The sequence below is a fragment of the Gordonia sp. YC-XJ4 genome, from assembly GCF_059511865.1.
The window spans coordinates 3,683,720-3,702,241 of sequence record NZ_CM183447.1; the positions used below are offsets into that span (position 1 = coordinate 3,683,720).

General features: G+C 67.3%; 19 protein-coding genes and 2 tRNA genes. 9 read left to right on the top strand and 12 right to left on the bottom strand.

Annotated features, from left to right (window positions below):
* Nucleotides 1–53 precede the first annotated feature (53 nt).
* Entirely contained in the window at nt 54–866 is an 813-nt protein-coding gene (locus AC5ZH6_RS16390) for an enoyl-CoA hydratase/isomerase family protein (protein ID WP_288337655.1), read from the top strand.
* Nucleotides 847–1,503 (top strand): 5,6-dimethylbenzimidazole synthase, encoded by a 657-nt coding sequence (bluB, locus tag AC5ZH6_RS16395; RefSeq protein WP_006370594.1) that lies wholly within the window; start codon nt 847–849, stop codon nt 1,501–1,503. Before AC5ZH6_RS16390 ends, bluB begins: the two co-directional genes overlap by 20 nt.
* Nucleotides 1,504–1,720: 217 nt before the next feature.
* Here bluB and AC5ZH6_RS16400 read toward each other — a convergent pair whose 3' ends face one another.
* The 3 genes from AC5ZH6_RS16400 to thiL all read right to left on the bottom strand — a co-directional run bounded on the left by AC5ZH6_RS16400 (nt 1,721) and on the right by thiL (nt 4,120).
* Nucleotides 1,721–2,401, bottom strand: a complete 681-nt coding sequence (locus AC5ZH6_RS16400) for a uracil-DNA glycosylase (RefSeq protein WP_288337654.1) — start codon at nt 2,399–2,401, stop codon at nt 1,721–1,723.
* Nucleotides 2,402–2,403: 2 nt separating this feature from the next.
* Nucleotides 2,404–2,925, bottom strand: a complete 522-nt coding sequence (locus AC5ZH6_RS16405) for a gamma carbonic anhydrase family protein (RefSeq protein ID WP_211544449.1) — start codon at nt 2,923–2,925, stop codon at nt 2,404–2,406.
* Between the two features lie 97 nt (nt 2,926–3,022).
* A complete protein-coding gene (thiL, locus tag AC5ZH6_RS16410) occupies nt 3,023–4,120 on the bottom strand; it encodes a thiamine-phosphate kinase (RefSeq protein ID WP_288337652.1) in 1,098 nt (365 codons plus the stop codon).
* A 160-nt stretch (nt 4,121–4,280) separates the two neighbouring features.
* Between thiL and AC5ZH6_RS16415 the strand changes: the two genes are divergently transcribed.
* Together AC5ZH6_RS16415 and AC5ZH6_RS16420 are read left to right on the top strand one after the other, a co-directional pair.
* Entirely contained in the window at nt 4,281–4,526 is a 246-nt protein-coding gene (locus AC5ZH6_RS16415; protein ID WP_283822248.1) for an Lrp/AsnC ligand binding domain-containing protein, read from the top strand.
* Nucleotides 4,527–4,584: 58 nt separating this feature from the next.
* A complete protein-coding gene (locus AC5ZH6_RS16420) occupies nt 4,585–5,193 on the top strand; it encodes a DUF3515 domain-containing protein (RefSeq protein ID WP_288337651.1) in 609 nt (202 codons plus the stop codon).
* Between the two features lie 19 nt (nt 5,194–5,212).
* On the opposite strand, the gene AC5ZH6_RS16425 is transcribed toward AC5ZH6_RS16420, so the two are convergent.
* Complete coding sequence (locus AC5ZH6_RS16425) at nt 5,213–6,220, bottom strand: NAD(P)H-dependent glycerol-3-phosphate dehydrogenase (protein ID WP_288337650.1); 1,008 nt, start codon at nt 6,218–6,220, stop codon at nt 5,213–5,215.
* A gap of 121 nt (nt 6,221–6,341) precedes the next feature.
* Here AC5ZH6_RS16425 and cofC point away from each other — a divergent pair, with 121 nt between their 5' ends.
* The 3 genes from cofC (at nt 6,342) to AC5ZH6_RS16440 (ending at nt 10,435) form a co-directional block, all read left to right on the top strand.
* Nucleotides 6,342–7,121, top strand: coding sequence for a 2-phospho-L-lactate guanylyltransferase (gene cofC / locus AC5ZH6_RS16430; protein ID WP_288337672.1), 780 nt, complete (start codon nt 6,342–6,344; stop codon nt 7,119–7,121).
* A gap of 38 nt (nt 7,122–7,159) precedes the next feature.
* Nucleotides 7,160–9,343, top strand: a complete 2,184-nt coding sequence (locus AC5ZH6_RS16435) for an RNA degradosome polyphosphate kinase (protein WP_211544445.1) — start codon at nt 7,160–7,162, stop codon at nt 9,341–9,343.
* A gap of 153 nt (nt 9,344–9,496) precedes the next feature.
* Nucleotides 9,497–10,435, top strand: a complete 939-nt coding sequence (locus tag AC5ZH6_RS16440; protein WP_211544443.1) for a bifunctional NUDIX hydrolase/histidine phosphatase family protein — start codon at nt 9,497–9,499, stop codon at nt 10,433–10,435.
* 139 nt (nt 10,436–10,574) lie between these two features.
* On the opposite strand, the gene AC5ZH6_RS16445 is transcribed toward AC5ZH6_RS16440, so the two are convergent.
* The 3 genes from AC5ZH6_RS16445 to leuC form a co-directional block, all read right to left on the bottom strand.
* Complete coding sequence (locus AC5ZH6_RS16445; RefSeq protein ID WP_006371035.1) at nt 10,575–11,174, bottom strand: HU family DNA-binding protein; 600 nt, start codon at nt 11,172–11,174, stop codon at nt 10,575–10,577.
* A gap of 189 nt (nt 11,175–11,363) precedes the next feature.
* Nucleotides 11,364–11,957, bottom strand: a complete 594-nt coding sequence (gene leuD / locus AC5ZH6_RS16450; protein WP_288337494.1) for a 3-isopropylmalate dehydratase small subunit — start codon at nt 11,955–11,957, stop codon at nt 11,364–11,366.
* Nucleotides 11,958–12,037: 80 nt separating this feature from the next.
* Nucleotides 12,038–13,516: a 3-isopropylmalate dehydratase large subunit gene (leuC, locus tag AC5ZH6_RS16455; protein WP_288337495.1), complete on the bottom strand. Its 1,479-nt coding sequence runs from the start codon at nt 13,514–13,516 to the stop codon at nt 12,038–12,040.
* Between the two features lie 106 nt (nt 13,517–13,622).
* On the opposite strand from leuC, the gene AC5ZH6_RS16460 reads away from it, so the two are divergent.
* Together AC5ZH6_RS16460 and AC5ZH6_RS16465 are read left to right on the top strand one after the other, a co-directional pair.
* Nucleotides 13,623–14,354 (top strand): IclR family transcriptional regulator, encoded by a 732-nt coding sequence (locus AC5ZH6_RS16460; protein WP_006371032.1) that lies wholly within the window; start codon nt 13,623–13,625, stop codon nt 14,352–14,354.
* 113 nt (nt 14,355–14,467) lie between these two features.
* Complete coding sequence (locus tag AC5ZH6_RS16465) at nt 14,468–14,965, top strand: PPOX class F420-dependent oxidoreductase (protein ID WP_288337496.1); 498 nt, start codon at nt 14,468–14,470, stop codon at nt 14,963–14,965.
* Between the two features lie 89 nt (nt 14,966–15,054).
* On the opposite strand, the gene AC5ZH6_RS16470 is transcribed toward AC5ZH6_RS16465, so the two are convergent.
* From AC5ZH6_RS16470 to AC5ZH6_RS16490, 5 genes are all read right to left on the bottom strand, one after another.
* Nucleotides 15,055–15,127, bottom strand: a tRNA-Glu gene (locus AC5ZH6_RS16470).
* Between the two features lie 17 nt (nt 15,128–15,144).
* Nucleotides 15,145–15,216, bottom strand: a tRNA-Gln gene (locus AC5ZH6_RS16475).
* An 84-nt stretch (nt 15,217–15,300) separates the two neighbouring features.
* Nucleotides 15,301–16,809 (bottom strand): glutamate--tRNA ligase, encoded by a 1,509-nt coding sequence (gene gltX / locus AC5ZH6_RS16480; RefSeq protein ID WP_006371030.1) that lies wholly within the window; start codon nt 16,807–16,809, stop codon nt 15,301–15,303.
* A 34-nt stretch (nt 16,810–16,843) separates the two neighbouring features.
* The gene (locus tag AC5ZH6_RS16485) at nt 16,844–17,668 is read right to left on the bottom strand and encodes an alpha/beta fold hydrolase (RefSeq protein WP_006371029.1); all 825 of its coding nucleotides are present in this window, start codon (nt 17,666–17,668) and stop codon (nt 16,844–16,846) included.
* On the bottom strand, nt 17,665–18,438 hold the full coding sequence (locus tag AC5ZH6_RS16490) for a fumarylacetoacetate hydrolase family protein (RefSeq protein ID WP_006371028.1): 774 nt from the start codon (nt 18,436–18,438) through the stop codon (nt 17,665–17,667). The genes AC5ZH6_RS16485 and AC5ZH6_RS16490 overlap by 4 nt, the downstream gene beginning before the upstream one ends.
* Between the last annotated feature and the right edge of the window lie 84 nt (nt 18,439–18,522).

The following is an 18,522-nucleotide window of genomic DNA, read 5'->3' on the forward strand; positions in this document are numbered from 1 at the left end:
GAACGCTCGGGCCGGGGTCGGGTCTTTTTCGTGTCCCGGCTAAGGTGACGGTCATGACTGCCACCCTTGACGCCGCAGGCCGCTCTCCCGTGACCCAGGACGGCGCCATCCTGACCATCGCCGTGTCGAGCCCCTCGGCCGGTAACCCGCTCGACGACACCGCACTGCGCGAGGCCACCGCGGCACTCAACGAGATCTCCCGCGGCGAGCGCGAGGTCGGTGCGATCCTCCTCACCGGTCCCGGCGCCAATTTCTGTGCCGGCGGCAACGTCCGCGCCTTCGCCGACGCGTCGGACCGTCCGGCCTACCTCCGCGAGGTCGCCGACAACTTCCATGCCTTCGTACTCGCACTCGCCGGCGCCGACCGCCCGGTCGTCGCGGCCGTGAAGGGCTGGGCCGCCGGTGCCGGCATGAGCATCGTGCTCCACGCCGACATCGCGATCGGCGGAACCTCGACGGCTCTGCGACCCGCCTACGGCGGAATCGGTCTGACCCCCGACGGCGGCATGTCCTGGACCCTGCCGAGGGCGGTTGGCGCAGCCCGTGCTCGCGAGATCATCCTCACCAACCGCGTGATCCGCGCCGAGGAGGCGCTCTCGATCGGCATCCTGTCCCGGGTCGTCGACAACGACGCGATCGTCACCGAGGCCGAAGCGGTGGCGCAGACCCTCGCCTCCGGTTCGCGCGCTGCGCTCTCGGCGGCCCGACACCTGCTCACCGCGTCGGCGACCACGTCACTGCCGGAACACCTTCTCGCCGAGGCCCGGTCGATCTCCGAGCGCAGTGGTGAGCCCGAGGGGATCGAGGGAGTCGACGCCTTCATCGCCAAGCGAAGCCCGGATTTCGTTGCCGCACGCGACAACTGACATCGCAGCCGAGTTCGGCCCGGACTTCCGCGACGAGCTCGATCGATTGTTCGCCCTGCGGCGTGATGTACGCCGGTTTCGCACCGACCCGATCGATGCGGACCTGTTGGACACGATTCTGCATCGCGCCGAATTGTCTCCGTCGGTGGGCAACTCGCAGCCGTGGCGATGGGTCGAGGTGCGATCACCGCGGTGTCGTGGACAGATCCGGGAGAACTTCGCGCGGTGCAACGCCGACGCCCTCGACGGCTACGACGGCGAACGTGCCCGGCTCTACTCCGGGCTCAAGCTCGCCGGGCTCGACGACGCCCCGGTCCACCTCGCGGTGTTCACCGATCATGAACTGCCCCAAGGGCACGGTCTCGGGCGAGCGACAATGCCGGAGACGCTCGACTATTCGACGGTGGCGGCCGTCACCGCGCTGTGGCTCGCCGCGCGGTCACACGGCGTCGGCCTCGGATGGGTCTCGATCCTCGACGCCGCGGCCGCGCACCGCACTCTCGAGGTGCCCGACACCTGGTCGCTCACCGCCTACCTGTGCCTGGGATACCCCGAAACCACCACGGACGTCCCCGAACTCGAGCGAGTCGGCTGGCAGGAACGCACCGATCCGGGTGCGCGGCGCTTCTCCCGCTGAGTTGCCGGGCATCGGGCACAGGGCCTCGACCCCCGCCGACGGCGCTCAGATTTCCGCCGACAGCGCCCTCCCCGACGCCGACAGCGCTTGCTGCCGACGGCAGCGGGCGCCATCGGCACACCAGCAGGCGCCGTCGGCGAAATACCGGGCGCCGTCGGCGAAATGAAGGGCGCTGTCGGTGAGGTCTCGGGGGCGGTGGACTCAGGGACTCAGACGCTCAGGACGGCAGGCGCCATTCGACCGGCTCGCCGCCGAGGTCCTCGAGTTCGGCATTGGCGCGGCTGAAGGGCCGTGACCCGAAGAATCCGCGACTCGCCGACAACGGTGAGGGGTGCGCCGAGACGATGGCCGGCACGTCGGGCATCCACTGCTGCAGGCCCGCGGCATCACGCCCCCACAGAATGGCCACCAGCGGTTCGTCCCGGTCGACGAGCGCCTTGATGGCACATTCGGTGACCTTCTCCCAACCCTTTCCGCGGTGTGAGGCCGGTTCTCCGGGCGTCACGGTCAGCACACGGTTGAGCAGCACGACACCATTGCGGGCCCACGGTGTCAGGTCACCGTTGGCCGGGCGCGGATAGCCGAGGTCCTCGCAGTACTCGGTGTAGATGTTGGCCAGCGACCGCGGAATCGGCGAAACCTCCGGCGCCACCGAGAAACTCAGACCCACCGCATGCCCCGGCGTGGGGTAGGGATCCTGCCCGACGATGAGTACCCGAACGTCGTCGAAAGGACTGGTGAAGGCGCGCAACACATTCTGTCCGGCGGGCAGATAACCGCGCCCGGACTCGTTCTCGGCGCGCAGGAACTGCCCCATCTCGGTGATGACGTCGGCCACCGGTTCCAGGGCGTGTGCCCAACCGGGGTCGAGGAGTTCGGCAAGTGGCTTGGGCGCCATGATCAGTCGAGCCTCCGTAGCGATGTCCGGTAGTGCTGGGCGTTCTGGAAATACATCTCGACGTTCATCTCGAGGTGTCCCGGTGGTACCTCGTATCCCTCACGCAGTTTCGCGGGGATGCCGAGCACCATCCGGCGTGCGGGCACCTCGGCATCGAAGGGGACCACCGCACCGGCCCCGACGATCGCACCGGCTCCGACCGTGGAGCCGTTGAGCACCACAGACCCCGAGGCGATCAGCACATCGTCACCGATGGTCGAGCCCTCGATGTGGGCGTTGTGGCCGACGACGCAGCCCGCACCGATGACGGTGGGATGGATCGGCGTGCAATGGATGACGGTGCCGTCCTGGATGTTGGTGCGCCGACCGATGGTGATCGTGCCGTAGTCACCGCGCAGCACCGCACCGGGCCACACCGAGACGCCGTCGGCGAGGGTCACCGCGCCGATGACGGTCGCATCGGGATGGACGTAGACGTCCTCTCCCAGTTCCGGTTCTCGGTCGTCGAGCGCATAGATCGCCATGGTGGTGATCTAATCACCGCACCGACTCGTCGCGGTCCGCCACCCCGCGAATGCCCGTGTCGAGCACCAACCGTCGAGCACCGACCCGCCGAGAGCCTCACCGATCGAATGCGCGCCATCCGTTGAGCCCGGCGATGTCGGCGCCGTCGATGGTGACGCGGGCCGGCCCCGCTCGCACCTCACCGATCTCGGTCCACCCGGGCGGTACCGCGCCGGGCGCGAACGACGCCAACAGTTCGTGGTCCTCCCCGCCGGTCAGCGCCCAGGTCCGCGCGTCGGCACCCAGCAGGGCTGCGACCTGGTCCACCTCCGCACATCTGGGCACCGCATCTCCGGTGACGGCCAACGACACCCCCGACGAGGAGGCCATGGTGCGGAGTTCTTCAACCAGGCCGTCGGAGATGTCGGTCATGGCGTGGGCCCCCCCGCGCGCGGCGAGGACACCCTGGGACAGATCCGGCGCCGGCAACAGGAACGCCGAGACCACCGTCGCACGCGGATCGGCGTCGCGCTGCCACCGCGCCATCGGCGCGACACCGGATCGGGAGACCACCGCGAACCCGGCCGCCGCCGTTCCGAGTGGACCACTGACCGCCAGCACATCGCCGGCACGCGCCCCGGACAATGTCACCGGCGCGAGACCGTCGAGGGCGCCGACCGAGGTGATGCTCACCATGATCTCGTCGGCCGCCACGAGATCACCGCCGAGGACCCGCGCTCCGAGCCGGTGCGCGGCATCGACGATGCCGGTGTTCAGATCGGCCAGCCAACCGACCGTGGTCTGCGGCGGACAGGCCAGCGCGACAACCACTCCGGTCGTCCGGCCGCCCATCGCGGCGATGTCTGCGGCACTCTGCACGACGGTGCGCGCACCGATCTGTGCAGCGCCGGACCATTCGAGCCGAAAGTGGCGGTCCTGCACCGCGGTGTCGGTGCTGATGACGGTCGGCCCGACGTCGAAGACCGCCGCGTCGTCACCGGACCCGATCACGATGTCGCTGCCGGACGACGATTCGGGCCGGTGCGCAACCGCTGAGGTGAACATCGCGATGATCGCTCGCTCCCCCACCTCGCCGAGCGTCCCAGACCTGTCAGCCGCCGACCTGTCGACCTCGTGTCGTCCGACGTCGTGCCGGCCGACCTCGTGCTGGTCAACACCGTGATCGGGCCGACCACCGAGGGGCTCGGTGCCCACCTCGACTCCCCTCCCTCGCGGTGCCGACTCGCCACCCACGGGGTTGTCAGCGACAATGTGTCCCAGCAGTGTAGTGGTTCGGGCGTTGTGAGCCCGGTCGCCGCGGCACCGCTTGCGGGGTCATCAGCCCGATTCCCGCGACGTGGCAGATGTGGAGAGGATGGCCGTGGTTCAGGCTTACATACTGATCCAGACCGAGGTCGGACGAGCGGCTCTGGCCGCGGCGACCATCGCAGAGATCTCGGGGGTCGCCTCGTCCGAAGAGGTCAGCGGACCGTACGACGTGATCGTCCGGGTGGACGCCGCCGACGCCGCGCATCTGCGCAACGATGTGGTCCCGCAGATCCAGAAGGTCGACGGCATCACCCGAACCCTCACCTGCCCGGTGGTGACCGCCGCGCACTGAGACAACTCGGCACGGGCAGGCGCGGGGCGCAGGTCCCGGCACGGTTAGGGTGAGGCGTGTGAGTAGCCCCGAAGACTCCGACGGCGATGGGCGCGACAAACCCGAGCCCACCGAGACGACCACCGGCGAGCCCGATCACGCTCGATACGAGGGCCGCTCGGGGCCGCGATTGAGCCCGGCGCTGATCGCCACGCTCGTCACCATCCCGATCATGGTCATCGTCGGATTCATCACGTACGCGGCACTCAAGTCGTCGGATCAGCAACAGACTCCGGTTGATTCGTACGCGGCGGCCACATCCGCCGACGCCGGCCGGTGCGCGACACTGATGGCCGCGCTACCGGAGTCGTTCGAGGGGTTCGGCGCCAAGCAGGTCGACGGTGACACCGCAACCTGGAAGGGGTCCGACGGCGGCGACCCGGTGACCGTCCGCTGTGGTGTGGACCGGCCGAGCGAACTCGCCCCGTCGAGCCGACTCCAGACGGTCAACGGAGTGCAGTGGTTCATCACCGACACGATCGAGAACCGTGGGCAGGCCTACGTGTGCGTCGATCACCGGCCGTATGTGGCGCTCTGGGTTCCGGTCAGTGGCGGCAACTCCTCGATCACCGACGTCTCGGCGGCCATCGGTCGCGTATTACCCACCGGGCCTTTGGATTTCGGGTGATCGGCGAGCCGTACTCGCCTCAGTCCCGGTAGACCTCGGGCTTGGTGGTACGGCCGAGCAACGACGCGACCGCGTCGGCGACCGACATCCCGGAATGACACACACCGTGGACCGCATCGGTCAGCGGCATCGACACCTCGTGCCGTTCGGCGAGCGCACGCACCGACGTACACGACTTCACGCCTTCGGCGACTTGCCCGTTGGTCGCGGCCTGCGCCTGTTCCATTGTCGCCCCCTCGCCGAGTCGCGCACCGAAGGTTCGGTTGCGCGACAATGGAGATGAGCACGTCGCCACCAGATCACCGATACCGGCCAGACCGGCGAGGGTCTCGATGTGCGCGCCGACGGCGACACCGAGCCGGATCGTCTCGGCGAGGCCACGGGTGATGATGGTCGCCAGGGTGTTCTGTCCGAACCCGACACCGCTGGCCATCCCACACGCCAGGGCGATGACGTTCTTCACCGCGCCACCGATCTCACAACCGACGACGTCGGTGTTGGTGTACGGCCGGAAGTAGCCGGTGTTGAAGGCGCTCTGCAGCGCTTGTGCCCGTTGCTCGTCGCGGCACGCGATCACCGTCGCCGCCGGCTGTCCCTCGGCGATCTCCCGCGCGAGGTTGGGCCCGGTGAGTACCGCGATCCGATGCTCGGGCACCTGGCCGACCTCGGCGATCACCTCACTCATCCGCATCAACGAGTGCGTCTCGATCCCCTTGGCCAGCGATACCAGCGTCGCGTCCGATCCCAGATGCGGCCTCCACGCGGTCAGGTTGTCGCGCAACGACTGCGACGGCACCGCGCACACGACGATGTCGGCGTCGGGCAATACCTCCTCGAGATCACTGGAGGCACGGAGTTGCTCGGGCAGGGCGATGCCGGTGAGATAGTCGGGGTTGGTGTGCTCGGCGTTGATCGTCTCGGCGAGTTCGGGCCGTCGGGCCCACAACACGGTGTCGGTTCCCGCGTCGACCAGAACCTTCGCCGTCGCGGTCCCCCACGAACCGGCACCCATGACCACCGCGCGCACGTCCACTCCCCTTCACCGATCGATTGTGGCCTTCACCCTAGCCCGCGGCCGATGCTCATCGGCCGTGATTGGGGTGTCCGGTGGGCACGCGGTCGGCGCCGACTGCGCCGCGTCGTCCATCATGGGGAGCGTGGGAGGCGAGAACAGCAACGATCACGTGCAGACGCCGGCGGTGGCGGCCGTTCTGGTCGTCAAACACCTCCGTGCCGCCAAGACCCGTCTCGCCGCGTCCCGCATCTCACCGAGCGCGGCATCCGGACCAGCTGCCACGGCATCGCCGGTGACACGGATCGGTGAGCACGGCGAGCTGGTGCTCTCGATGCTGCTCGACACGCTGGCGGCGGTGCGGTCGGCGGGACTGGAGCCGATCGTCGTGGTGAGCCCCGACGACGACGTTCTGCGGGCGGTCGCTGCCGCCGGGGCCCTGGCCTTGCCGGAAGTCGTACGCCCGGATTCGTCACTGAACCATGCCTACGCGCAGGGGGCGGAGTGGATACGCGCCCACCGGCGCGACGTCCGAGGCGTGCTGATGGTGCAGGCCGATCTCCCTGCCGCAGACGCCGCCAGCGTCCGCGCCGTGCTCGACGAATGCGCCGAGATCCCGTACGCACTGGTCACCGACGCCGGCGGCGACGGGACCGCGCTTCTCCTGCGTCCCGCCGACGATGTTCGACTGCCGCGCTTCGGAATCGGTTCGGCCGCCGCGCATCGCGCCGACGGAGCACTCGAGATCGATCCGGCGCACCGGCGCTGGCCGGATCTGCGCACCGATGTCGACACCGCGGCCGACCTCGAGGCCGCGGTCGCTCTGGGAGTGGGAGCGCACACGCGAGCCGTTCTCGGTCTCGACGGGCCGATGACGCGACGTGGGGCGTCGTGGTGGACCCGAGCCCGGCGGTGAGGCTGCGGCTCGCCGGACCGATGCGTCATGATTGAGCGGTGAGCCCCGCAGACGACACCTCGACCCAGCCACTCACCGCGATCCCCGGCGCCCCGCCGGCGGCCACCCTGGCACCAGACGAATCGGCCGATCTGCCCGAGGACCGCTATCTGAATCGCGAACTCAGTTGGCTCGACTTCAATTCGCGTGTGCTCGCACTCGCCGAGGACACGTCGCTGCCGTTGCTCGAGCGCGCGAAGTTCCTTGCGATCTTCGCCTCGAATCTCGACGAGTTCTTCATGGTGCGGGTCGCCGGGCTCAAACGCCGCGACGAGACCGGTCTGTCGGTGCGGTCCGCGGACGGACTCTCCCCCCGCGAGCAGTTGCTGCGCATCGCCGGGCGCACCCAGACCCTTGCCGACCGGCATGCTCGCGTGTTCCTCGATTCGGTGCGACCCGACTTGGCGGACAACGGAATTCACGTGGTGTCGTGGTCGGAGCTCGATGCCGATCAGCAGAAGCGGATGGTGGAGCACTTCCACGAGCAGGTGTTCCCGGTACTCACCCCGCTCGCCGTCGATCCGGCCCATCCGTTCCCCTACATCTCCGGACTGTCGCTGAATCTGGCGGTGACGGTGAAGGACACGAACGAGGGCGGCGAGCACTTCGCGCGAGTCAAGGTGCCCGACAACGTCAATCGTTTCGTGCGCGTCGACCAGCTCGCGCCCGGGTCGGCGGTGGCCGACGGCCGCGGCCACCACCCGGCCGTGCTGTTGCCGATGGAAAACCTCATCGCCGCGAATCTGGAACACCTGTTCCCGGAGATGCAGATCGTCGAGCATCACGTCTTCCGGATCACCCGTAACGCCGATTTCGAGGTCGAGGAGGATCGCGACGAGGACCTGTTGCAGGCTCTCGAACGCGAACTCGCCCGTCGCCGATTCGGTTCACCGGTGCGTCTCGAGGTTGCCGACGACATGAGCGAGCACATGCTCGAGTTGCTGCTGCGGGAACTCGACGTCAATCCGGCCGATGTCATCCAGGTACCCGGATTGCTCGATCTGTCCTCGCTGTTCGAGATCTACGGTCTGGATCGTCCGCACCTGAAGGATCGTCCGTTCGTTCCCGCAACGCATCCGGCGTTCGGGGAACGCGAGACACCCAAGAGTGTCTTCTCCACTCTGCGCGAAGGCGACGTGCTCGTCCATCATCCCTATGACTCGTTCTCCACCAGCGTCCAGCGGTTCATCGAACAGGCTGCTGCCGATCCGCACGTGTTGGCGATCAAGCAGACGCTGTACCGCACGTCCGGGGATTCGCCGATCGTCAACGCGCTCATCGACGCCGCCGAGGCAGGCAAGCAGGTCGTGGCGCTCGTGGAGATCAAGGCGCGCTTCGACGAACAGGCCAACATCAAGTGGGCGCGTCAACTCGAGCAGGCCGGTGTCCACGTCGTCTATGGTCTGGTCGGCCTGAAGACGCATTGCAAGACCTGCCTGGTGGTGCGGCGTGAGGGTTCGACGATCAAGCGCTACTGCCACATCGGGACGGGCAACTACAACCCGAAGACCGCCCGGCTGTACGAGGACGTCGGGTTGCTCACCGCCGCACCGGATATCGGCGCCGACCTGACCGATCTGTTCAACACGCTGACCGGTTACTCGCGAAAGACCGAGTACCGCAACATCTTGGTCGCCCCGAACGGCATCCGTTCGGGGATTGTCGAACGGATTGATCGGGAGATCCTCGCTCATCACGAGGGCGACGCGCGTGCGCGGATTCGTTTGAAGGCCAACGCACTCGTCGACGAGCAGGTTATCGACGCCCTGTATCGGGCTTCGCAGAGCGGAGTTCCGGTGGAGATCGTGGTACGCGGGATCTGCGCGTTGCGGCCGGGGATGCCGGGTGTGAGTGACAACATCGTGGTGCGCTCGATCCTGGGACAGTTCCTGGAGCATTCGCGCATCATGCATTTCGGGGCGCAGGACGAGTACTGGATCGGCAGCGCGGACATGATGCACCGCAACCTCGATCGTCGGATCGAGGTGATGGTGCAGGTGCGCGATGAGCGCCTCACCGGTGAACTCGCCGACATCTTCTCCTCCGCGCTCGATCCGCGAACCCGGTGCTGGGTGCTGCATTCCGACGGTAGCTGGGTGGCTTCCCCCGCCGCGGGTGAAGAGGTGCGCGATCATCAGCGACAGATGATGCGGCGGAATCGCCGCCGGGACTCGGGCGCATGACACCGCCGGGACTCGGGCGCATGATCCCGCCGGGACTCGGGCGCATGACACCGCAGGGGTGGGTCGACACCGTCCGGTAACCGTGGTCGGTTACGATCGCCCGCGTCCCAGGGGTTCACGGGTGTCGACAAGAGCAGAGGTGTAGACGAGGCGATGTCCAAGTCGGGCAAGTCGGATTCGCAGAAGAGCGCTCCCGCCAGGACCATTTGGGCGGCCGGTGGGGTGTTGTGGCGCCGATCGAAGGGGACGGTGCAGATCGGGGTGGTGCACCGCCCGCGGTATGACGATTGGACGTTGCCCAAGGGCAAGCTCGACGCCGGTGAGACCCTGATCGATACCGCTGTCCGGGAGATCGACGAGGAGACTGGGCATGTGGTGCGTTTGGGTCGGCTGCTGACGACGGTGTCCTACGATCTGCCGCACGGCCGCAAGCATGTTCGGTACTGGTCGGCGGAGTCGGTGGGTGGGCGCTTCGAGGCCAATCATGAGGTAGACGAGCTGGATTGGTTGTCGACGGAGCAGGCGGCGGATCGCCTGAGCTACCGGTTGGATCGTTCCGTGCTGGAGGAGTTCACGCGGTTACCCGTCGAGCTCACGACGTTGCTGCTGGTGCGGCATGCGCGTGCGGGCAGCCGTTCTCGGTATCGGGGTGAGGACCGGACGCGTCCTCTCGACGCGGTGGGTCGGGAGCAGGCGCAGGCGCTGGTGCCCTTGCTGGCGGCGTTCGGGGTGAGCGAACTGCACAGTGCGAATCCGGTGCGTTGTGTCGAGACTCTCGCCCCGACCCGAGATCGTCTCGGGGGCACCATCATCGAGGAACCCACGTTGTCGGAGGCGGCCTATGCCGACGACCCGGCGCCGGCCCGTGCGCGGATCAGGGAACTCGCCGAGCCCGGGGATGGGCGGGTGCGTGCGGTGTGTAGTCAGGGCAAGGTGATTCCGCCGCTGATGCAGTGGTGGGCCGAGCACGACGGTCTCACTTTGCCGAAGGCGCGCAACCGCAAGGGAAGTGTGTGGGTGCTCTCGGCACTCGCCGGCACTCTGGTGGCGGCCGACCACATCGATTCTCCTCTCCCGCTTCTCGATCACTGAGCCGAAGGCGACTCGTCACCACTGAGCCGACCGCAACTCGTCGATGGCGGAGCCCCACACAGCAACTCACCCCTGACGAGGGAAGTTCGTCAGGGGTGAGTGCGATCGTGGTCGCCCCGGGTGTGCCCCGGTTGCGGGCTCAGCGCCGGGTGGTCTTCTTGGCGGGAGCCTTCTTGGCGGCGGTCTTCTTGGCGGGAGCCTTCTTTGCCGCGGTCTTCTTCGCGGGAGCCTTCTTGGCCGCCGTCTTCTTCGCTGCAGTGGTCTTGGCCGGCGCCTTCTTGGCGGCGGTCTTGGTTGCAGTGGTCTTGGCCGGGGCCTTCTTGGCGGCGGTCTTCTTGGCGGGAGCCTTCTTTGCCGCGGTCTTCTTGGCCGGGGCCTTCTTCGCCGCGGTCTTCTTCGCGGCGGTGGTGGTGCCCGCACCGCTTCCGCGCTTGACGGCCGGACCGGTCGCCGAGAGCTTCTGCTTGCCGGCGACGACGGCCTTGAACTGCGCGCCCGGACGGAACGCCGGAACCGAGGTGGCGCGCACCTTCACGGTCTCACCGGTACGCGGGTTGCGTGCGACGCGCGGTGCGCGACGACGCTTCTCGAAGACACCGAACCCGGTGATGGTGACACTCTCGCCGCGGTTCACCGCGCGGACGATGGTGTCGACGATCAGCTCGACCGCTTCGGTCGCGGTCTTGCGATCAGCGTCGAGCTTCTTGGTCAGCTCATCGATGAGCTCTGCCTTGTTCATTGATATACCTCCGCAAGCTGTTCTGGCCGTATCTGATATAGCCAGCTAACCCCACACGGTAAACGTCCGAGGCGAAAACGTCCATCTTCCACGCCAATCGACGGGACGTGTTGCGAAAATTTCAGGCCGCTAACACGTTCCGTCGATGGCGTTCGGGGCTTGCCGAGAGGTCGAACCCGGGAGCAGAACTCAGGCCGGCAGGGTCACCGGCTTGAAGGCGGGCCGCCCGTTCTCGTACTCGGAAATCGCGTCTACCTGCCGTAATGTCAGGCCGATGTCGTCGAGGCCCTCCATCAGACGCCACCGCGTGTAGTCATCAATTGTCAACGGCACCACGAGGTCTGCTGCGGTCACCGTCCGCTCGGGAAGGCTCACAGTCACTTCGAGGCCGGGCTGCTCCTCGAGTCGCTTCCACAGCAGTTCGACGTCGGATTGCTCGACCTGGGCGGCCACCAGGCCCGCTTTGCCCGCGTTGCCCCGGAAGATGTCGGCGAACCGGGAGGAGATGACCACCCGAAAACCGAAGTCCGACAGCGCCCAGACGGCATGTTCGCGCGACGACCCGGTCCCGAAGTCAGGTCCGGCGACCAGGACCGAACCGCGATTCCAGGGATCGGCATTGAGGATGAAGTCCGGATCGGAGCGCCAGCCGGCGAAGAGTCCGTCCTCGAATCCGGTTCGGGTGACCCGTTTGAGGTAGACGGCGGGGATGATCTGGTCGGTGTCGACGTTGCTGCGGCGCAACGGCACGCCGATCCCGGTGTGCTCGATGAAGGGTTCCATGATGTGACTCCGGTCTGCGAATGAGAGGTGTGGCGGGGACTCGCCGGGAGTTCCCGCCGAAGGCCAAGACTTCTGGGGCGCTACAGGTCTGCGGGCGAGGACAAGGTGCCGCGCACCGCGGTGGCGGCGGCCACGGCCGGTGAGACGAGGTGAGTTCGCCCACCCTTACCCTGCCGGCCCTCGAAGTTGCGGTTGGAGGTCGACGCACAGCGCTGACCCGGGGCGAGTTGGTCGGGGTTCATCCCGAGGCACATCGAGCATCCGGCCTGACGCCACTCGGCGCCTGCGGCAGTGAAGATCTCACCGAGACCCTCCTCCTCGGCCTGTGCACGCACGCGCATCGACCCGGGCACCACCAGCATCCGGAGTCCGTCTGCCACTTTGCGGCCCTTGAGGATTTCGGCAACGGCACGCAGATCCTCGATCCGTCCATTGGTGCACGAGCCCACGAACACGGTGTCGACGGCCACCTCGCGCAGCGGGGTGCCGGGCGTGAGGTCCATGTATTGCAGCGCCTTGGCTGCTGCGCCGGAGGCGGTTTCGTCGCCCATGTCGGCCGGATCGGGCACCGTCGCCGACAGTGGCGCGCCCTGGCCGGGATTGGTTCCCCAGGTCACGAACGGAGAGAGCGTGGCGGCGTCGATGCGGACCTCGGCGTCGAACTCCGCGCCGGGATCGGTGCGCAATGAATCCCAATAGGCCACCGCCGCATCCCAGTCGGCGCCGGTGGGGGCGTTGGGGCGGCCCCGCAGGTACTCGTAGGTGACGGCGTCGGGCGCGATCATCCCGGCGCGGGCGCCGGCCTCGATCGACATGTTGCAGATGGTCATCCGCGCTTCCATCGACAGTTTCTCGATGGCCGAGCCGCGGTATTCGAGGACGTAGCCCTGCCCGCCGCCGGTACCGATCTCGGCGATGACGGCCAGGATGAGGTCCTTGCTCGTGACGCCGGTCGGCAGATCACCGTCGACGGTGATGGCCATGGTCTTGAAGGGACGCAGCGACAGCGTCTGGGTCGCGAGGACGTGCTCGACCTCGGAGGTGCCGATTCCCATTGCCAGCGCACCGAATGCGCCGTGGGTCGAGGTGTGCGAGTCGCCGCAGACCACCGTCATACCCGGCTGGGTCAGTCCCAGTTGCGGGCCGACGACGTGCACGATGCCCTGCTCGGCATCTCCCATGGGGTGCAGCCGGATACCGAATTCCTCGCAATTACGACGCAGGGTCTCGACCTGCGTGCGCGACACCGGGTCGGCGATGAGATCGGTCTTGATCGTCGGGACGTTGTGATCCTCGGTGGCGATCGTCAGGTCGGGCCGGCGCACGGGACGGCCGGCGAGCCGCAGACCGTCGAAGGCCTGTGGACTGGTGACCTCGTGGACCAGATGGAGATCGATGTAGATCAGGTCGGGTTTCGACGCCCCGTCCCCGCGGACGACGACGTGGTCGTCCCAGACCTTCTCGGCGAGAGTGCGTGGCCCCGTTGGGGTGTTCGGGGTGTCCGCAGCGCTGTATGTCGCGCCCGCAGGGCTGTTCGATCCGACTGGGTTGTTCGTCATGGCTGCACTCGCATCCGTCTCTGGCAAAGTCGCTGTCGGCGACCGGAATGGGCTGCGGATCACCGACCGACGTGCATCTCAGTATTTGGACAGCTAGTATCGTCCTATGGGAAAGGATAGCGCATCGGAGCCCAGCAGCGGAATCGGTGTCCTCGACAAGTCGGTCACCGTCCTGCGCGCCATCGCCGAGACCCCGTGCAATCTCACGGAATTGTGCGAACGCACCAGCCTGCCCCGGGCCACCGCGCATCGACTCGCGGTGGGACTCGAGACGCACCGCCTGCTCGCACGCAACGCCGCCGGCCGCTGGTATCCCGGGCCGGCCTTGGGCGAACTCGCCTCCTCGGCACATGATCCGGTGCGCGAGGCCGCACTGATGGTGCTGCCGCGACTGCGGGAGATCACCGGCGAATCGGTCCAGGTGTATCGCCGCGAAGGCTCCGAGCGGGTGTGTATCGCGGCGATGGAACCACCGACCGGCCTGCGGGACACCGTCCCGGTGGGCACCCGGTTCCCGATGACCGCCGGGTCGGCCGCGAAGGTCCTCGCGGCGTGGGCCGACACGAGCACACAGCGACACCTCTTGGCCGACAGTGCCTTCAGCGACCGCTCACTGCACGACATCCGACGACGCGGGTGGGCACAGAGTGCCGGTGAGCGTGCGGCGGGCGTCGCCAGCGTCTCGGCCCCGGTACGCGATGCGGCAGGCGAAGTCGTTGCCGCGATCTCGGTTTCGGGGCCGATCGACCGGATGGGACGCCGGCCCGGGGCCCGCTGGGCCGCGGATCTGCTCGCCGCCGCCGACGCCATCCACAAGAGGTTGGTGTCGGCCCGATAGGGCCACTGGGTTAGCGTCGGTGAGGAACCACAGGCACGAACCACACAGAGATGAACCACAGGAATCCGCGGACGGGTTTCCGGTCGCGGGCATGAGGAGGAAGTGACCGGGCAATGGGCACAAACCAGCGCACCCAGATCGTGATGAGTCCCGACGAGATCGAGGAGTTCATCGCCCGCAGCCGAACCGCCACCCTCGCTACGACCGGACCCGACGGCAGCATTCATCTCGTTGCCATGTGGTACGGGATCATCGACGGCGAGATCTGGTTCGAGACGAAGGCCAAGTCGCAGAAGGCCGTCAATCTCCGGCGCAACAATCGGTGTTCGGTTCTCATCGAGGACGGCGACACCTACGACACCTTGCGCGGCGTGGCCATCGAGGGCACCGCGGAGATCCTCGACGACGCCGATTCCTGCCTGCAGGTGGGTATCTCGGTGTGGGAGCGCTACACCGCCCCGTACACCGAGGAATCCATGCCCTTCGTCGAGCAGATGATGAACAAGCGCGTCGCGGTACGCATCACCGGAAGCCGGACGCGCTCCTGGGATCACCGCAAGCTCGGTCTGCCACAGACGCCGGTGTCCGGATCGACGGCCCAGTATCTGTAGGCACTGCTGCCTCCGGCGTCGATAACATCCCCGGCTGCACAAGCGAAAGGCGCCCTCCCCGGGATTACCGGGAAGGGCGCCTTTCTCTGTAGCCCCGACGGGATTCGAACCCGCGCTACCGCCTTGAGAGGGCGGCGTCCTAGGCCGCTAGACGACGGGGCCATAGACCTTGGTGGTCGCTGGGGTACCAGGACTCGAACCTAGAATGGCGGTACCAGAAACCGCTGTGTTGCCAATTACACCATACCCCAAGGTTTTCTCTTTTCCTCTCGGAAAAGAACCTGCGATAGATTAGCAGAGCACTACCCCTGGACCACAAATCGCCTGGTCAGTGGCTACTTTGCCGCCAACTCCCGGGCCGCGCGCAGACGCGCGAGGCTCACGTCGCGGCCCAGCAGTTCCATCGACTCGAACAGCGGCGGCGAGACCTGCGACCCGGTCACCGCAACCCGCACCGGACCGAACGCCTTGCGCGGTTTGAGGCCCAGATCGTCCACCAGCGCGGCGTTGAGGGCGTCGTGCAGTGCGGGCGTCTGCCACGACGACAGACCCTCCACGGCGGCGATGGTGGCGTCGAGGACCGGCACCGCGTCGGCACCGAGATTCTTGGCGGCGGCCTTCTCGTCGATGGTGAACTCCGCGTCGGAGACGTAGCAGAACGACATCAATGCCCACGCGTCGCCCAACACCTGGATTCGGGTCTGCACGAGTTCGGCGAGGGCGGTGAAGGTGGCGTCGTCGATCGGCTCCGACAGGTGACCGCGCTCGATGAGGTAGGCCTTGAGCCGCGCGGCGAAATCACCGAGTTCGAGCATCCGGATGTGCTCGGCGTTGATCGCGTCGGCCTTCTTCTGGTCGAACCGCGCGGGATTGGAGTTGACGTCGCGGACATCGAACTTGTCGATCATCTGCTCCAGGGTGAACACATCGGTCTCGTGCGAGTACCCCCAGCCGAGCAGCGCGAGGTAGTTCAGCAGACCCTCCGGCAGGAATCCGCGGTCCCGGTGATGGAACAGGTTGGACTGCGGATCGCGTTTGGAGAGTTTCTTGTTGCCCTCCCCCATGACGAACGGCAGATGCCCGAAGACGGGCACCGCCTCGGCCACCCCGATCCGGATCAGCGCCTCGTACAACGCGATCTGGCGCGGGGTGGATGAGAACAGGTCCTCGCCGCGCAACACATGGGTGATCCGCATCATCGCGTCGTCGACGGGATTGACGAGGGTGTAGAGCGGATCGCCGTTCGCACGGGTCAACGCGAAGTCGGGAACGGTACTCGACTTGATCGTCGTGGCGCCGCGGACGAGATCGTCCCAGGTGATGTCACGGTCGGGCATGCGAAGGCGCACAACGGGATTGCGGCCCTCGGCGCGATAGGCGGCACGCTGTTCGTCGGTGAGGTCGCGATCGAAGTTGTCGTAACCGAGCTTAGGGTCCCGGCCGGCCGCGCGATGCCGTGCCTCGACCTCCTCCGGGGTCGAGAACGCCTCGTAGGCCTCACCCGCCGCCAACAGACGCGCCACCACGTCGAGGTGGATTCCACGACGCTCCGATTGCCGGTACGGACCGTACGGTCCGCCGACCTCGGGGCCCTCGTCCCAGTCGAGTCCGAGCCATCGCAACGATTCCAGGATCGCGTCGTAGGACTCCTGGCTGTCGCGGGCGGCGTCGGTGTCCTCGATGCGGAAGACGAAGGTGCCCTTGTCGTGTCGCGCCTGCGCGAAGTTGAACAGCGCGGTGCGCACCATCCCGACGTGCGGGGTACCCGTGGGGGACGGGCAGAATCGGACGCGCACGGCGTCGGAGCCTGCGGGATCGGGGCGGGCGGAATCGGTACTGGCCATGCGGCTCAGCGTATCGAACCGACCACCCGGGGAGTCAGTCCCGGTGGCGGTCGCAGAAGTCGACGATGAGCCGGTTCACCTCGGCCGGCTGTTCGAGATAACCGAAGTGCCCGGCCTTGGCCACCTCGGCGTACTCGGCTCCCGGGATCACCTCGGCCACCTCGCGTGCCAGCTTGACCGGCAACGTGCGATCGTCGGCGAATCCGACAACGAGCGCGGGCCGGGTGATGCGCCGGTATGCGTCGAGACGATTGGCCTCCCGGTGGTGCAGTCCGAGCTGAGCACGCACCCCGGGGGTCACGGTCTGAGGTGAGAACCCGATGATGTCGAGCCAGTCCTGTGCGGCCCGATCGTCGTCGAGGGTGTGCGGCGACAGGTTGAGGTGCGCGGTGATGGCGGCCTCGTACTCCGGAGGCAGGGTGATCTTCTGGTCGTAGAGCGCGCGCTCGCCGGCCGAGATCGCTTCCTGCAGCGGCGTGCTGCGGCCGTAGGTGGCCAACATCACCGCGCCGCGGACGAGGTCGGGCCGCGCCAGGGTGAGTTCCTGGGTGATGCGGGCACCCAACGAGGTCCCCACGACGAAAGCCGGTCCACCGAGATGCTCGATGAGTCCGGCGGTGTCGGCCACCATGTCCTCGAGCGTGAACCCGGCGGCGCACTCCGAGGACGGGGCGATGCCACGGTTGTCGAACAGGGCGACACGATAGCCGGCCTTGCGCAGGGCCGGCTCCTGATTTGCCTTCCACACCCGGCCCGGGCTGCCGGTGCCCATCACCATCACGACGAGCGGACCCTCGCCGGCGACCTCGTAGGACAGGTCGATCCCGTTGATCCGTGCGGTGCTCACCGGTGCCGTCACGGCTTGTCCACCACCGGATTGCTCAGTGTGCCCAGACCTTCGACGGTCACCGAAACCCGTTGTCCGGCTACCATCGGACCCACCCCTTCTGGGGTGCCGGTGAGGATCACGTCACCGGGCAGCAGCGTCATCACCCGGGAGATCCACTCGACGATGGCGCCGATGTCGTGCAGCATCAACGAGGTTCGGCTGCGCTGGCGCACCTCGCCATCGAGTTCGGTGCGGATCTCGGCATCCGACGGATCGAAGGCGGTGTCGATCCACGGCCCCAGCGGGCAGAAGGTGTCATACCCCTTGCCGCGTGTCCACTGTCCGTCGGCCTGCTGCTGATCGCGGGCGGTCACGTCGTTGGCGACGGTGTATCCGAGGATGACCCCGGCCGCCTCGGAGGCCTTGACGTCCTTGCACGGACGACCGATCACCGCGGCAAGCTCACCCTCGAAATCGACACGGTCCGAGGACGGCGGGCGCACGATGGGGACCTCCGGCCCGATGATCGAGGTGTTCGGTTTGAGGAAGATCACCGGGTTCTCGGGAGCCGAGCCCCCCATCTCGGCCGCATGCGCGGCGTAGTTCTTGCCGATGCAGATGACCTTCGTCGCCAGGATCGGCGCGAGCAATCGGACATCGGCCAGCGGCCAACTCCGACCGGTGAACGTCGGGGTGCCGAAGGGATGCTCGGCGATCTCCTTGGCGACGACACCGTCGCCGGAATCCTCGAGCGAGACAAAGGCGACACCATCGGGACTGGCGATTCGACCAAGACGCATGGCCCGAGGGTATCGCACCGGCATTGTCCACACTTCGGGACGTCGATTGGCATCCCGACGACCACGGGTTTTAAAATATGGGAG